Source organism: Ahrensia marina (assembly GCF_042140245.1).
In the GTDB taxonomy this organism is placed as follows: Bacteria; Pseudomonadota; Alphaproteobacteria; order Rhizobiales; family MH13; genus MH13.
This window is the reverse complement of record NZ_CP159483.1, coordinates 797329-810691: the sequence shown is the minus strand read 5'-3', so window position 1 is coordinate 810691 and position 13363 is coordinate 797329. Positions and strand designations below refer to the sequence as shown.

Annotated in this window: 20 protein-coding genes; 14 read left to right on the top strand and 6 right to left on the bottom strand. The window is 56.8% G+C overall.

Annotated elements, in window-relative coordinates; translation table 11 throughout:
* On the top strand, positions 1 to 711 hold the full coding sequence (dnaQ, locus tag ABWH92_RS03970; RefSeq protein WP_375572352.1) for a DNA polymerase III subunit epsilon: 711 nt from the start codon (positions 1 to 3) through the stop codon (positions 709 to 711).
* A 55-nt stretch (positions 712 to 766) separates the two neighbouring features.
* On the opposite strand, the gene secB is transcribed toward dnaQ, so the two are convergent.
* Both secB and ABWH92_RS03960 read right to left on the bottom strand, forming a co-directional pair.
* Complete coding sequence (gene secB, locus ABWH92_RS03965) at positions 767 to 1357, bottom strand: protein-export chaperone SecB (protein ID WP_375572350.1); 591 nt, start codon at positions 1355 to 1357, stop codon at positions 767 to 769.
* A 144-nt stretch (positions 1358 to 1501) separates the two neighbouring features.
* On the bottom strand, positions 1502 to 2002 hold the full coding sequence (locus ABWH92_RS03960) for an FxsA family protein (protein ID WP_375572348.1): 501 nt from the start codon (positions 2000 to 2002) through the stop codon (positions 1502 to 1504).
* Between the two features lie 228 nt (positions 2003 to 2230).
* Between ABWH92_RS03960 and ABWH92_RS03955 the strand changes: the two genes are divergently transcribed.
* From ABWH92_RS03955 to ABWH92_RS03935, 5 genes are all read left to right on the top strand, one after another.
* Complete coding sequence (locus ABWH92_RS03955; protein ID WP_375572346.1) at positions 2231 to 2908, top strand: Tim44/TimA family putative adaptor protein; 678 nt, start codon at positions 2231 to 2233, stop codon at positions 2906 to 2908.
* A gap of 109 nt (positions 2909 to 3017) precedes the next feature.
* Entirely contained in the window at positions 3018 to 3764 is a 747-nt protein-coding gene (locus ABWH92_RS03950) for an MltA domain-containing protein (protein WP_375572344.1), read from the top strand.
* A gap of 18 nt (positions 3765 to 3782) precedes the next feature.
* Positions 3783 to 4103, top strand: coding sequence for a 3D domain-containing protein (locus tag ABWH92_RS03945; RefSeq protein WP_375572342.1), 321 nt, complete (start codon positions 3783 to 3785; stop codon positions 4101 to 4103).
* On the top strand, positions 4100 to 4771 hold the full coding sequence (locus ABWH92_RS03940) for a Smr/MutS family protein (RefSeq protein WP_375572340.1): 672 nt from the start codon (positions 4100 to 4102) through the stop codon (positions 4769 to 4771). The genes ABWH92_RS03945 and ABWH92_RS03940 overlap by 4 nt, the downstream gene beginning before the upstream one ends.
* Positions 4772 to 4780: 9 nt before the next feature.
* A complete protein-coding gene (locus ABWH92_RS03935; protein WP_375572339.1) occupies positions 4781 to 5224 on the top strand; it encodes a helix-turn-helix domain-containing protein in 444 nt (147 codons plus the stop codon).
* Here the strand turns inward: ABWH92_RS03935 and hslU are convergent, their stop codons facing one another.
* Genes hslU through hslV form a run of 4 tightly spaced genes read right to left on the bottom strand, consistent with a single transcriptional unit; the run spans position 5225 to position 8758 of the window.
* The gene (hslU, locus tag ABWH92_RS03930; protein ID WP_375572337.1) at positions 5225 to 6541 is read right to left on the bottom strand and encodes an ATP-dependent protease ATPase subunit HslU; all 1317 of its coding nucleotides are present in this window, start codon (positions 6539 to 6541) and stop codon (positions 5225 to 5227) included.
* A 23-nt stretch (positions 6542 to 6564) separates the two neighbouring features.
* On the bottom strand, positions 6565 to 7077 hold the full coding sequence (locus tag ABWH92_RS03925; RefSeq protein WP_375572335.1) for a GNAT family N-acetyltransferase: 513 nt from the start codon (positions 7075 to 7077) through the stop codon (positions 6565 to 6567).
* 3 nt (positions 7078 to 7080) lie between these two features.
* Positions 7081 to 8187 (bottom strand): hypothetical protein, encoded by a 1107-nt coding sequence (locus ABWH92_RS03920; protein ID WP_375572333.1) that lies wholly within the window; start codon positions 8185 to 8187, stop codon positions 7081 to 7083.
* Positions 8188 to 8197: 10 nt separating this feature from the next.
* Positions 8198 to 8758: an ATP-dependent protease subunit HslV gene (gene hslV, locus ABWH92_RS03915; protein WP_375574179.1), complete on the bottom strand. Its 561-nt coding sequence runs from the start codon at positions 8756 to 8758 to the stop codon at positions 8198 to 8200.
* 171 nt (positions 8759 to 8929) lie between these two features.
* Here hslV and hisB point away from each other — a divergent pair, with 171 nt between their 5' ends.
* Genes hisB through ABWH92_RS03875 form a run of 8 tightly spaced genes read left to right on the top strand, consistent with a single transcriptional unit; the run spans position 8930 to position 13353 of the window.
* A complete protein-coding gene (gene hisB, locus ABWH92_RS03910; RefSeq protein WP_375572331.1) occupies positions 8930 to 9523 on the top strand; it encodes an imidazoleglycerol-phosphate dehydratase HisB in 594 nt (197 codons plus the stop codon).
* On the top strand, positions 9524 to 10003 hold the full coding sequence (locus ABWH92_RS03905) for a DUF2628 domain-containing protein (RefSeq protein WP_375572329.1): 480 nt from the start codon (positions 9524 to 9526) through the stop codon (positions 10001 to 10003).
* Positions 10004 to 10014: 11 nt separating this feature from the next.
* The gene (hisH, locus tag ABWH92_RS03900) at positions 10015 to 10671 is read left to right on the top strand and encodes an imidazole glycerol phosphate synthase subunit HisH (RefSeq protein ID WP_375572327.1); all 657 of its coding nucleotides are present in this window, start codon (positions 10015 to 10017) and stop codon (positions 10669 to 10671) included.
* Positions 10672 to 10681: 10 nt separating this feature from the next.
* Positions 10682 to 11410, top strand: a complete 729-nt coding sequence (gene hisA / locus ABWH92_RS03895; RefSeq protein ID WP_375572326.1) for a 1-(5-phosphoribosyl)-5-[(5-phosphoribosylamino)methylideneamino]imidazole-4-carboxamide isomerase — start codon at positions 10682 to 10684, stop codon at positions 11408 to 11410.
* The gene (locus ABWH92_RS03890) at positions 11410 to 11736 is read left to right on the top strand and encodes a hypothetical protein (protein WP_375572324.1); all 327 of its coding nucleotides are present in this window, start codon (positions 11410 to 11412) and stop codon (positions 11734 to 11736) included. Before hisA ends, ABWH92_RS03890 begins: the two co-directional genes overlap by 1 nt.
* A 34-nt stretch (positions 11737 to 11770) precedes the next feature.
* Positions 11771 to 12253: a YtoQ family protein gene (locus ABWH92_RS03885; protein ID WP_375572322.1), complete on the top strand. Its 483-nt coding sequence runs from the start codon at positions 11771 to 11773 to the stop codon at positions 12251 to 12253.
* Between the two features lie 6 nt (positions 12254 to 12259).
* Complete coding sequence (gene hisF, locus ABWH92_RS03880) at positions 12260 to 13036, top strand: imidazole glycerol phosphate synthase subunit HisF (protein ID WP_375572320.1); 777 nt, start codon at positions 12260 to 12262, stop codon at positions 13034 to 13036.
* Positions 13033 to 13353, top strand: a complete 321-nt coding sequence (locus ABWH92_RS03875) for a phosphoribosyl-ATP diphosphatase (RefSeq protein WP_375572319.1) — start codon at positions 13033 to 13035, stop codon at positions 13351 to 13353. Before hisF ends, ABWH92_RS03875 begins: the two co-directional genes overlap by 4 nt.
* Positions 13354 to 13363 lie beyond the last annotated feature (10 nt).

Sequence of the window (13363 nt, the reverse complement as noted above, 5' to 3'; positions counted from 1 at the left end):
ATGCGTGAAATCATCTTCGATGTTGAAACCACCGGCCTGCGCGCCAAAGACGGCGACCGCATATGTGAGATCGCGGGCGTGGAAATGGTGGACTATGTGCCAACTGGCGTTGAGTTCCACGAATATGTGAACCCAACCATTCCAATGCCGGCCAAAGCTGAAGAAATTCACGGGCTTTCCGATGCGTTCCTTGCCGACAAGCCGCTTTTCGATGCTGTGGCTCAGAAATGGGTCGATTTCATCGGTGATGCGCGCCTTGTTGCCCATAATGCGATGTTTGACTTCGGTTTCGTCAATGCCGAGTTGGAACGCTGCAATCTCGCAACCATGTCGTTTGAGCGCATGATCGACACGGTGGCCATCGCGCGTCGCAAGTTTCCAGGATCGGACAATTCTCTTGACGCGCTCTGCAAGCGTTTCGGGATCGATCTGTCGGCTCGCGAAAAACATAACGCCTTGCTTGATACGCAGCTTCTCGCAGATGTGTATGTCGAACTGATTGGAGCCCGCCAAAAAGCTATGAGTTTTGGCGACACCAGCCGCCAGCGGCGTACGCAGACAACGATTATCGAGCCGCGACCGTCTCCGCTTGGCAGCCGATTAAGCGAAGAAGAAAAGGCAGCGCATGCAACCTTTGTGGCGACTCTGGGTGAGGACGCGGTTTGGTCGCGCTATTCACACCTGGTGCGCAACACGACCGATGAAACGTAAAAAGCCGCGCTCTCTTCAGAGCGCGGCTTTCTAATTATCTTAGTGTTGGAAGCGCTTAGCTGGCGGCAGCTTGAGCGGCTTGTGCCTGGGCTGCACGCTGACGGTAAAGCGCCAGGAAATCCACTGGATCAAGCATAAGTGGCGGGAAGCCAGCCTGACGCGTGGCATTGGCGAGAATTTCGCGCGCAAACGGGAAGAGAAGGCGAGGGCCTTCAATCATAAGCGCGACCTGCATTTGCTCTTGCGTCATGTTCTCCGCGCGGAAAAGGCCAGCATAGGCCAGTTCCACGGCAAACATCATGTCTTTGCCCGAGCCTGCTTTGGCATCCAGCTTCAGCACAACCTCGTTGGTGCCTTCTGGTTTCGCGTTCACGCCAACCGAAACATTGATGTCGATCTTCGGCTGCTTGCCCGCACGCATCGACTCTGGGGAGTTTGGATTCTCAACCGACAAGTCTTTGATGTACTGACCAAGAGCTTGGAAGCGCGGCGCGGCACCGGCTGGTTTGGCAGCAGCCGCTGCGGCTGCCGCAGCAGCTGCGCCGCCGCCATTGGTTGCGGTGGTATCAGCTTTGGTCTCTGCGGCAGCGTCGTCAGCTTTTGTTTCCTCAGCTGCCGTCGTCTCAGATGCCTTCTTGCTTGCCATGGGGCTCATTATTCCTTGAGTTTGGGGATGTCTTCAGTGGCGTGCATGGGCTCATGCGCGCAAAACGTGGGCGGTGGCTACCATTTTGGTTGCTGGGCGGCAAGCGATGCACCCACAATAGGGCTTGCGAAACGACTCTTAGCCTTAAGAGCCCCAGGGATTGCGTTCTTTCTGCGAGCGATTGGGAGAACCATCATTGGGCTCAGCCTCCGCATCGATCACCACCGTGTCGTCCATGGACCGATGGTCCTGATTGGGCGATTGCCAGTGTCCGCCTCGGCCTACATTGGGCATGCGACCGGCCATCTGGCGACCATAGCGTGGCCAAACCAGCATCTGAATGGGCTTGATCAAAAAAGCAATGCCGATGAGGTCAGTAAGAAACCCCGGGACGATCAGCAAAACACCGCCCAAGAAGCCCAGAACCAGACCACCGAGCTCCTGGCCGACGGTCTCACCGTCTTGAGCGCGCTGTTGCATGCGCTGCACGCTGGCAAGGCCAATGGTGCGAATAATGAAGGCACCGGCAACGATGCCCAGCACAATAAGCGCAAAAACCCCCAAAAGGCCGACCGCTTCGGCCATTGCGACGAAGCCGGCAACTTCCAGGAAAATGAACAACAAAAAGATCAAAGCAAAAGGCATGATGGCCAACATGGGGCCATGATAGGGTGGTTACAAGCGCCAATCGGGGCAACTATGGCGACAGATGCGACGATGGGAGCGTTGCAGAACACGCTATCGTGCTTGCGCAGACCCCTGGATGCTGCTTGAAACGCACCTACATATGAGTACCAATTGAACCAACCCAACAAGAAGGTTCGGCCCGCGCGACATACTGTGCTTTTCCCAAGGGCTGAAACGTGGAAACCGGTGGATATTTATACCCTCTTCTTTCTGGCCATTGCGGTGGTCATCTTTTTCCGTCTGCGCTCGGTCCTAGGCAAGCGCACCGGCGAAGAGCGTCCGCCGTTTGATCCTTACACAGCCCGCGAGGAGGCTGAGACTGGCGGCGACAAGGTCGTCACATTACCAACAGCGCGCGCTCGCCAGGCAGCTGATCCCGATGATCAAATTGGCGGTGTGGTCAAACCTGGGTCTGCTGTTGAGGGAGCTCTGAAAACGCTGCTGTCTGCCGACCCCAGCTTCCATGCGCGTGAATTCGTCGATGGTGCCCGCCTTGCCTATGAGATGATAGTGACGGCCTTCGCCTCCGGCGACAAAGCGACGTTGCAGCCCCTGCTTGATGAAGAAGTTTATCAGGGCTTTGTTCAGGCTATTGATGAGCGCAATGCCGCTGGTGAAACCGTTGATTTCACGTTCATCGGTTTGGACAAGTCTGACATCATGGAAGCCGAGCTGGCGAACCAGATCGCGCAGATCACCATGCGCTTTAAAAGCCAGCTGATCTCGGTGACCAAAGACTCCGATGGCCGCGTCATCGATGGCGATCCGACCGAAGTGACGGAAATGACCGATATCTGGACCTTTGCCCGCGATGTCAGCTCCGGCGATCCCAACTGGAAGTTGGTCGCGACTGAAGCGACCTAAGCACCGGTTATCGATGCGATGGGCTGGCCTACACCATGCCGACAGACTGGCTTTGTTGGTGGTGGGCCTTTCCCTGGTCCTCGCCAATGCATGGATATCCCCGCAGGCGATGGCAGATAGTTTTCCCGCACATCTCACCCCCCTTGCCTTCGACGATCTGGAGGGCTGGGCCGATGATGATCATGCCGCTGCACTGATCGCTTTCCGACGCACCTGCGTGCAAAGTGCCGAGCGCGCGCCGCGCACGCGATCCAGCGGTGTTGACGGACAAGCGCTTGCGGCTGTCTGTGCGTCACTCCAAGACAATGCCACAGTCGATGCGCGCGTGTTTTTTGAAACGCATTTCACGCCTCATCGTGTTGAAGCCCAAGGATTGCTGACGGGCTACTTCGAGCCGCAAGTGCGCGCCTCGTTTGAGCGAACCGGAGCATTCCAGCACCCACTCTACGCGCGGCCGGTTGATCTGGTGGAGCTGAGCAGTTCCCCAGAGAGCCTTGGAATCGACGACGATGTCACCTGGGGCAGATCGACCGACAGCGGGTTTGAAGCTTTCCCTGACCGTGCCGCCATCATGAACGGCGCGCTGGATGGACAAAATTTGGAACTGGTCTATCTGCAAGACCCCATCGACGCGTTTTTTATCCACATTCAAGGGTCCGCCAGATTGGCTATGACCGATGGGTCGGTGCAACGCATCAACTTTGCCGGCAAATCAGGTCATCATTACACACCCATTGGGCGGACGCTGGTAGACTGGGGTGAACTGGCGCTGGAAGATGTTACGATGGACAGTTTGCGTAGCTGGCTGGCAGCCGCAAGCCCAGACGATCGCGATGCCGTTCTGGCAACGAATTGATCTTTCATCTTCTTTGCCATGGCCGAAGACTTTGATCCGTCAGCTGGTCCTGTTGCGGCTGCGAACGTCCCTTTGACACCCGGCCGAAGTCTAGCGGTGGATCGGCATTTGCACACGTTTGGCACACCGGTCTTTGTCCAGTCCTATGAGCGGTTGCCTGGTGACGAAGAAAAATTAAGCCGACTTATGATCGCTCAAGACACCGGTTCTGCCATTGTCGGCCCAGCACGTGGCGATATTTTCATTGGATCTGGGAACGAAGCCGGACGCATAGCTGGTGCGGTCAATCAACCTGTGAGCTTCACGATTCTTATGCCCAATGGCGCTGATGACTCATGAGCAAAAAGAAGGCCAAACCCGACGCCAACCAAGGAAGCGGTGAACCTGGCCTTTGGGATCGGGTGAAGCGTACTGTTGACCCGCTGGATGCCAAGCAGCGCGCACTCTACTCGCAAGCGTTAGCTGAGTATTTGGAAAGCGGTCATATCAACACGGGATCTGCCAGTCCTCAACCGGTGCATCCAAGCAGGGGCGCGATGAAGCACCACGCGCCAGGCCACCCCCAGGCCAGGAAAATGAATGCAACGCCTGTGCCTCAAACCCGGTCAAAGCCATCAGGTGCGGGCCAGCCTCCAATGGTGGACTTGGATCGCAAAACGCGCAGCCGGATTGCGCGGGGCCGCACGCCTATTGATGCGCGCCTGGACTTGCACGGTCTTCGTCAACACGAGGCTCATGACGTGCTGCGGTCTTTCATTTGGCGATCGCATGCCAACGGACATCGCACTGTGCTGGTCATCACCGGAAAGGGGACGCGGGTTCGCGATCCGCATCCCGATGCGCCCCCTTGGGCAGTGGGATCAGGCATTCTGCGCAAAGCCGTTCCAGGCTGGCTCTCTGCGCCGGATTTGCGCGCCGCCGTCCTCGGCATTGAGCCAGCCCATGCAAGCCATGGTGGTGAAGGTGCGCTTTATGTTCGCTTGCGCGCCAAGAAGACCAAGCTCTAGGATTGCGCGATGAAGGCGACGACCTTAACACCGCTGGGCGAAAAGCTCCGTCAGTTGCGCGATGCACGTGGCGTGACCCAGGCAGAGATGGCCGAAGCGCTTAGCGTATCCAGTGCCTACCTGTCGGCTTTGGAACACGGAAAGCGCGGCCTGCCCAATTGGGCTTTTGTCCAGCGTATCGTCGGCTATTTCAATCTGATCTGGGATGATGCGGATGAGCTGGAAACACTGGCGTTTTTGTCTCATCCCCGTGTTATCGTCGACACCGTTGATCTCAGTCCCAATGCCACACGTCTGGCCAACCTGTTCGCTCAGCGAATTGGTGACCTGTCGGCGGACGATTGTATCTACTTAGAAAACATCATCGCAATGCTGATTGAGGGCACTGCGCCAGCGCTCCAGCCTGCCACGCGCAACAGCGCGGGGCAGGTCGATGAATCCGAATCCAGCTAACTAAAGAATAAACTTCGACAAGTCGGTGTTTTTGGCCAGCTCGCCAATGTTCTCCTGAACGTGATCAGCGTCGATAACGATCTCTTCGCCAGCACGATCCGGCGCGGTGAAGGAAATCTCATCCAAAATCCGCTCCATCACGGTTTGCAGGCGACGCGCTCCGATGTTTTCCACCGAGCCATTTAAATCGACGGCCACATCAGCAATCGCGTCAATGGCATCATCGGTGAAGGTGATCGTCACATCCTCTGTGCCCATCAGCGCTATATACTGTTTGATGAGGCTCGCCTCTGTGTCGCGCAAAATTTGACGGAAATCCTCACGCGTTAGCGCTTTCAACTCCACTCGAATAGGCAGACGACCCTGAAGTTCCGGCAACAGGTCAGATGGTTTGGCCACGTGAAACGCGCCCGAAGCAATAAAGAGGATATGGTCGCTCTTCACCGGCCCATACTTGGTTGAAACCGTTGTGCCTTCCACCAGCGGCAACAGATCGCGCTGCACACCTTCGCGAGACACATCACCGCCACGCCCAGCGCTGGAGGCGATCTTGTCGATCTCATCAAGGAAGACGATGCCGTGGTTTTCGGTCAGGGCGATCGCTTCCTGCGTGATTTCCTCGTCATCCAGCAGTTTGTCTGACTCTTCGGCGAGCAGCAGATCATGGCTATCGGCAACCGTGACGCGGCGTTTCTTCGTCTTTTGCTGGCCAAAGGCTTTGCCAAGCATGTCGGACATGTTGATCATGCCCATATTGGCGCCCGGCATGCCGGGAATTTCGAACATCGGTGCGCCACCGGCATCACGAATATCGATCTCGATCTCCTTGTCGTTGAGATCACCCTCGCGCAGCTTTTTGCGGAAACTATCACGGGTCGCGGGAGACGCGTTTTCGCCCACCAAAGCATCGAGCACACGATCTTCAGCAGCGATATGTGCCTTGGCTTCTATCTTTTTACGGCGTGTTTCGCGCACCAAACCAATGGCCGCCTCCACCAGATCGCGCACGATCTGCTCCACATCGCGACCGACATAGCCGACCTCTGTAAATTTGGTCGCTTCGATCTTGATAAAAGGCGCATTGGCAAGCTTTGCCAGGCGACGAGAGATTTCGGTTTTACCGACACCGGTCGGACCGATCATCAATATGTTTTTCGGCATCACCTCTTCACGCAAGGCATCGTCCAGCTGTTGGCGTCGCCAACGGTTGCGCAAAGCGATGGCCACAGCGCGCTTAGCGTCATGTTGGCCAATGATGAAACGATCGAGTTCAGAGACGATCTCGCGGGGCGAGAAGGTTGCAGCAAGGTTGCTCATAAAAAGGGTGTGTCCAAAAAAGGTTAGGGTTGCGGCGGAAACATCTCCATCAGCAGCGTGATGGAGCCATCCGCGTTGGTGTATTGGTCGAAACGGGAGAAGCCCGCCTTTTCGTAGGCGCGCACGGCGCGTAAGTTTTTGGCATCGGGATCGATGATGAGGCGTGGCGCTCCTTCGGCGAAGAGCTTCTGGCAGAACTGCCGCACCACTTCGGTCCCAAGTCCTTTCCCAAGCAGATCGGGTCGACCGATGGTGATATCAACCCCTAAAGTTCCGACAGACTGTTTGGCGACCCAGGGTTCGTCTTTGATGGCCTCGGCTGGCTGCTTCTCGCATGGCCAAGATTGAATGTAGCCGAATGGTCCATCGTCACCGTGAACTATGTAGCCGCTCGATTCGCCGGTTTTTTCACCGTCAAAGATCAACCCGATCTCATGGTCAGGATCACCCCACCATTCGCGTGAACTTGGCGTGCTCAGCCAGTTGCGCAGCATGGGTGTATCGTCAGCTGTTACGGAAACGAATCGAAACTTCATGACCTAGCCGCCCAAGGTATCCGGACCAGCGGGATTGGGCAGGCGCGACGACAAACCGTTGGGCAACATGGCCAAAAAGGCCCTGCGAAGAGGTTGCCATCCAAGGGCAAGGCCAACCACAAAGAGGCCCAGCAAAAGAGCTGTCACGGCAAACTGAACGTTGGCAGGCATCCCTGATTGGCTGATTGTGTAGGCAATGGCTCCGGCCAGATAAAGCAGCGCAGCGACAATAAACGCCCGGCGGTCGATCATCAGTGCCACCAAGCCAAGAAAGAATACGATGGCAAACATCCAAACCGCAGAAGATGTCGACTGGATGGCCGCCTCATTCAGCCCGCCCGTCAATGCGAACACGATTAAGGGCGCTGCGATCAGATGGAGCCAAAATGCGTTTTCTGCCAGTCGAGTTGACCGCGTGGGATCCTTCAACTCGTAGATAAGGGCTGCGCAAAAAATCACGAAGCCGCTCGCGCCAGCAAAAATCTGCAAGGCCAGCGCGTTTGGTGCACCCAGCATAGCGCTGCTGATGATCTGGAAGACGTTGAGCGTTAGTCCCGCGGCCACAAGAAACAGAGCTGCGGGCAAGCGAAACCGAGCGTAAAACAACAATCCGCCAAGGGCAAACAACGCCGGTGCTAGCGTATCCAATGCAACAACCGATGTCGGGATCACTTGGCTGCGCTCTATGGCGGCAGCGAGCATCGCCATGAACGCCCCACTGAACGCGACGGCCAAAATCAGACTGGCCAACGGCATGCGGAGCCTTCGGGTTACCCACTCAGCGACCGCCCATGCGATGAGAGCCAAAACGGCCGCCATCGCCACATCGTCCCAACCAATGCGCAAATCAAACCGAAGGCCAAAAACTTCGCCGGCCACTCCGCCCAATCCGATGGCGAGCACGATGAGACCAAGTGCGAGAAAAACGTCGCGGAAGCCACGAAACAGCGCGAAGGGCTCATCGCGGGTTGAAACCGTGGAGAAGCGTTCCGGCCCCGAATCCAAAGGAAGCTGCCGCAATGCCAGCGCTTGGTCAGGGGTAATGATGCCCGCATCCACACCAGCGCTGATACGGTCATGCGTTTGTGGCATGGGGGGTGGCATAGCCATGGCCGTCATCCTAGGCTTCGTCGATGCACTCCAGCACCACATTGTGGTTGGTGTAAACGCAAATATCACCTGCGATCTTAAGTGCCCGCCGTGCCACTTCTTCGGCGTCATGATCGCTGTCAGCCAGCGCGCGTGCCGCCGCCAAAGCGTAGTTGCCGCCTGATCCGATGGACATGATGCCATCTTCTGGCTCCAGCACGTCGCCTGTGCCGGTTAAAATCAGGCTCTCATCCTTGTCAGCAACGATCATCATGGCCTCAAGGCGGCGCAGATAGCGATCTGTGCGCCAGTCTTTAGCAAGCTCAACCGAAGCACGTTTCAGCTGGCCGGGATACTGTTCAAGCTTGGCTTCAAGCCGCTCGAACAGAGTGAAGGCATCGGCGGTGGCACCGGCGAAACCGCCGATAACATCACCGCTGGCCAGACGGCGGACTTTGCGGGCATTGCCCTTGATCACGGTTTGGCCAAGGGAAACCTGCCCATCACCTGCAACCACAACTTTGCCGCCCTTACGGACAGTAACGATGGTGGTTGCGTGCATTGAAGGCAGAGCATTATCGGATGAATGCATGAGAATATCTTCGCTTTCAAAAGTTGTCTTTTTGCGCATGTAAGCGTCCGCGTGCCGATTGCAAAGCAATGGCTGGGTCTTTGGTGTTCACCAGGCGACAGTTCGGCGCTTGGATCGTAGCGCCCAGCCTGTTAGAGGGAAGCATCTTCCAGTGATGAGATAAGATTGACCATGCCTCGCACAGCCACGCTTGAGCGCACCACCAATGAGACGTCTGTCAAAGCGACGGTGAACCTTGATGGGACCGGCGCATCGCAGATCACGCTCAATGGGGCCGGGTTCTTCACACATATGCTTGATCAATTGGCCAAGCATTCGCTGATCGATATCACCGTCGAAGCGACCGGTGACATCCACATCGATGACCACCACTTGGTGGAAGATGTTGGCATCACGCTTGGCCAGGCATTGAACGATGCGCTGGGCGACAAGCGTGGCATCCGCCGCTACGCCTCTGCAGATCTGCCAATGGATGAAACGCTGTCACGTGCCGCCATTGATGTGTCCGGCCGACCCTTCCTGGTCTGGCGAGTTGAGTTCACAGCAGAGAAAATCGGTACGTTCGACACCGAACTGGTTCGAGAGTTCTTCCAAGCTTTCGCCATGAACGCTGGCATCACTTTGCACGTTGAAAGCGTCTATGGCGCCAACAGCCATCATATCGCCGAAAGCATTTTCAAAGCTGTCGCTCGGGCGTTGCGCGATGCGCTGGCTGTTGATCCGCGCGTTGCAGGTGATTTGCCGACGACAAAGGGAGCGCTCTAGATGCGAACCTATTCTGTCTTTGCGCCGCCTAGGATGGCCGGCACCCTGGAAGAAGATGCCCAAAGCCTGGTGTTCGTGCGCCATGGCTGGTCGTTGGCTGCATTGTTCGTGCCGCTTATTTGGATGATTGTTCGCCGCCTTTGGTGGGTACTGCTTGCCTACGTGATCGTGGTTGTCGCCATCCAACTGCTCAGCTTGGCCGTACCGGAATTGGTCACGACAGGACTGTCGGTTGCAGTTGCGATCATCGTGATGGTTGAAGCAGGACAATTGCGGCTGGAAAGCATGGCAGCCAAGGGCTTTCGAGAGATTGCTGTGCTTGAAGCGCGCAACCGCAATGAAGCAGAGCATATGTTTTTCGCTCAATGGCTGGCTGATCGCGATGCAATCGAGCCTGTTGATCGCCCGCGACCTTCACGCGGACCACTGCATCGGCCTTCCAGCGCTGCACCCCCTGCTCTTCCAGGTTTCTCTAGCTAACGAACTGTTTCATGAGCGAATCGATTGCCATCATCGACTATGGCTCGGGCAATTTGCGCTCGGCCAGCAAAGCCTTTGAGCGTGTTATCCGCGAACAAGGTCTGTCGGCAGACGTACATGTGACCGCTGATCCTGACCTTGTGCGCGCCGCTGACCGTGTCGTTTTGCCAGGCGTCGGCGCGTTTGCTGATTGTGCAGCGGGCCTTTCGGCTGTCGCCGGCATGCGCGATGCTCTGTTTCACGCGGTTACGCAGCGCGGCGTTCCGTTTCTCGGGATCTGCGTCGGCATGCAGCTCATGGCGACGCGCGGATTGGAGCACGGCACAACGCAGGGGTTTGATTGGATCTCTGGGGATGTCGTTGCCATCGAGCCGAAAGACCCGACGCTGAAAATCCCGCACATGGGCTGGAATGTGCTGGAAACCCTCAGCGATCATCCGATTTTGGATGGCATCGCCACGGGAGAGAATGGCCTGCACGCTTACTTCGTGCACTCCTACCATCTACAAACGGCCAATGAGAGCGATGTTATCGCGCGAGCCGACTATGGTGGGCCCGTCACGGCCATTGTCGGTCGCGACAACCTAGTTGGCACACAGTTCCACCCCGAGAAGAGCCAGACGCTCGGCCTGGCCCTTATTGGCAATTTCTTGCGGTGGAAACCGTGAAGGGCGCGCAATGATCCTTTTTCCCGCCATTGACTTGAAAGACGGTGTCTGCGTTCGCCTCAAAAAAGGCGAGATGGATCAGGCCACCATCTACAACACCGATCCGGGTGCACAGGCCGCTGACTTCGAAGCGATGGGGTTTTCCCATCTGCACGTTGTAGACCTCAATGGTGCCTTTGCCGGATCCAGCCAAAACAGCGCTGCGGTCGATACCATTCTTGCCAATGTCACCATGCCGGTGCAGCTGGGCGGAGGCATTCGCGATCATGCCGCCATAGACGCTTGGCTCGACAAAGGCATTGCCCGCGTGATCCTTGGCACCATCGCTGTGCGTGATCCAGAGCTGGTACGCGAGGCTGCAAAGCGCCATCCCGGTAAAATCGTTGTTGGCATTGATGCTCGTGGTGGAAAGGTGGCCGTTGAAGGCTGGGCAGAGACCTCCGATATGTTGGCGGTGGACCTTGCCAAAGCCTTTGAGGACGCCGGTGTCGCCGCTATCGTTTATACCGATATTGATCGTGATGGCGTGCTCACGGGTATCAATTGGGGCTCCACGATTGATTTGGCCAAAGCTGTTTCTATTCCAGTGATTGCCTCCGGTGGTTTAGCATCGTTGGATGACATCACCCGGATGATCCAGCCTGATGCTGCGATCCTAGAAGGTGCTATTTCCGGACGCGCGCTCTATGATGGGCGTATTGATCCGGCCGAGGCGCTGGCAATCCTGAAGGGCAAGTGATGGGTTTTCGAAGGGGCTCCAAAGAGCGGCTAAGCGAGGCTGAAGCAAAACGCTGGGCCTGGCGCTGGTCGATTGGCCTGGTGCTGGTGATAGGCCTTTTTCCGCTCGTTGGCGCTCTTGTCGGCGAGCTGATTGCTATCCTGCTTGGCTGCACCGTTGATATGCCCAATTTGAGCGACTGCACGCGGCCCAACGCGTTTCTTGAAAGCTTTTCGGCTTCGCTGATGAGCATGATCAACTGGGCCATCCTGACGGTGCCCTTAGCGATCGCCACGCTGGTTGGGCTTGCGATCACTTACACGATTATGAAAAAGCGCGGCGCTTAGCCCAACGCAACCTGCATCTGCAGAGGATATCTCGATGAAAACGTGGAATGTTTACCTGTCTGGCGAAATTCACACCGAATGGCGCGAAGATATTGAACGCGCAACGACAGCCGCTGGTTTGCCCGTGCAGTTTTCAGCTCCGGTCACAAACCACGAGGCCAGCGATGATTGCGGTGTTGCGATTCTTGGGGCCGAAGCGGACAAGTATTGGCACGACCATAAAGGTGCTATGATGAATGGCATCCGCACCCGCACGCTGATCGGTGACGCGGACATCGTGGTGGTGCGGTTTGGCGAGAAGTACCGTCAATGGAACGCGGCGTTTGACGCGGGTGTTGCATCCGCGCTGGGCAAGCCGATGATTGTTCTGCAACGCCCAGAGCATGACCATGCGCTGAAAGAAGTTGATGCCGCTGCCTTGGCTGTCGCCCGTGAACCGCGCCAAGTGGCTGAGATTTTGGCCTATGTGATCAATGGATCATTGCCAGGCGCGACCGCTGCTCAAGCAGCTGAGTAACGTCTGATGTCGCTGAAACCCCGTGTGATCCCTTGCTTGGACGTGAAAGACGGTCGTGTCGTCAAGGGCGTGAACTTTGTCGATCTGGTGGATGCTGGCGATCCGGTGGAAGCTGCACAAGCCTATGATGCCGCCGGTGCGGACGAGCTGTGCTTTCTCGATATCACCGCAAGCCACGAGGATCGCGGTATTCTGCTGGATGTTGTGCGGCAAACCGCTGAACACTGCTTCATGCCGGTGACCGTTGGCGGTGGCGTGCGGACGCTAGAAGATATCCGCGCCTTGCTGAAAGCTGGTGCTGACAAGGTCTCGATCATGACGGCGGCGGTGCATGATCGTGATTTCGTGCGCCGCGCCGCTGAAAAGTTTGGCTCGCAGTGCATCGTCGTGGCGGTTGATGCCAAGCAGTCGACGCGAGAAGACGGGTCAACCTGGTTTGAAGTGTTCACCCATGGAGGGCGCAAGCCGACGGGCATAGATGCGGTGGAATACGCCAAAGAGGTGGTGGAACTGGGCGCAGGCGAAATTCTGCTCACAAGCATGGATCGTGACGGCACCAAGATCGGTTTCGATTTACCGCTTACCCATGCCATCGCCGATGCTGTTTCGGTTCCTGTTGTTGCGTCAGGCGGCGTTGGCGCGTTGGATCACTTTGTAGAAGGCGTGCGCGATGGTCACGCAACCGCCGTCCTGGCCGCGTCTGTGTTCCACTTCGGTACCTACTCGATCGGTGAGGTCAAAGACCACATGATGCAGGCTGGCATTCCGATGAGACCAGCATGAGCGATTTCTCTCTTTCTGATCTGGAAGCCATTTTGGCTGAGCGTGCCAAGGCACCAAGTAGCCAAAGCTACACCGCCTCATTGGTTGAAGCCGGTATGCCCAAAGCCGCCCGCAAACTGGGCGAAGAAGCAGTTGAATCGATTGTCGCCGCTTTGGAAGGCGACAAAGACGAGCTGACCAAAGAAGCGGCCGATGTACTCTATCACCTGTTGGTCGTCTTGCGAATTGCAGAGATTCCGCTCGATAATGTGTTGGCTGAGCTTGCACAGCGTACGGGACAGTCCGGTCTGGCCGAAAAGGCCTCACGCGGCGCATAGTCGCCCGCAA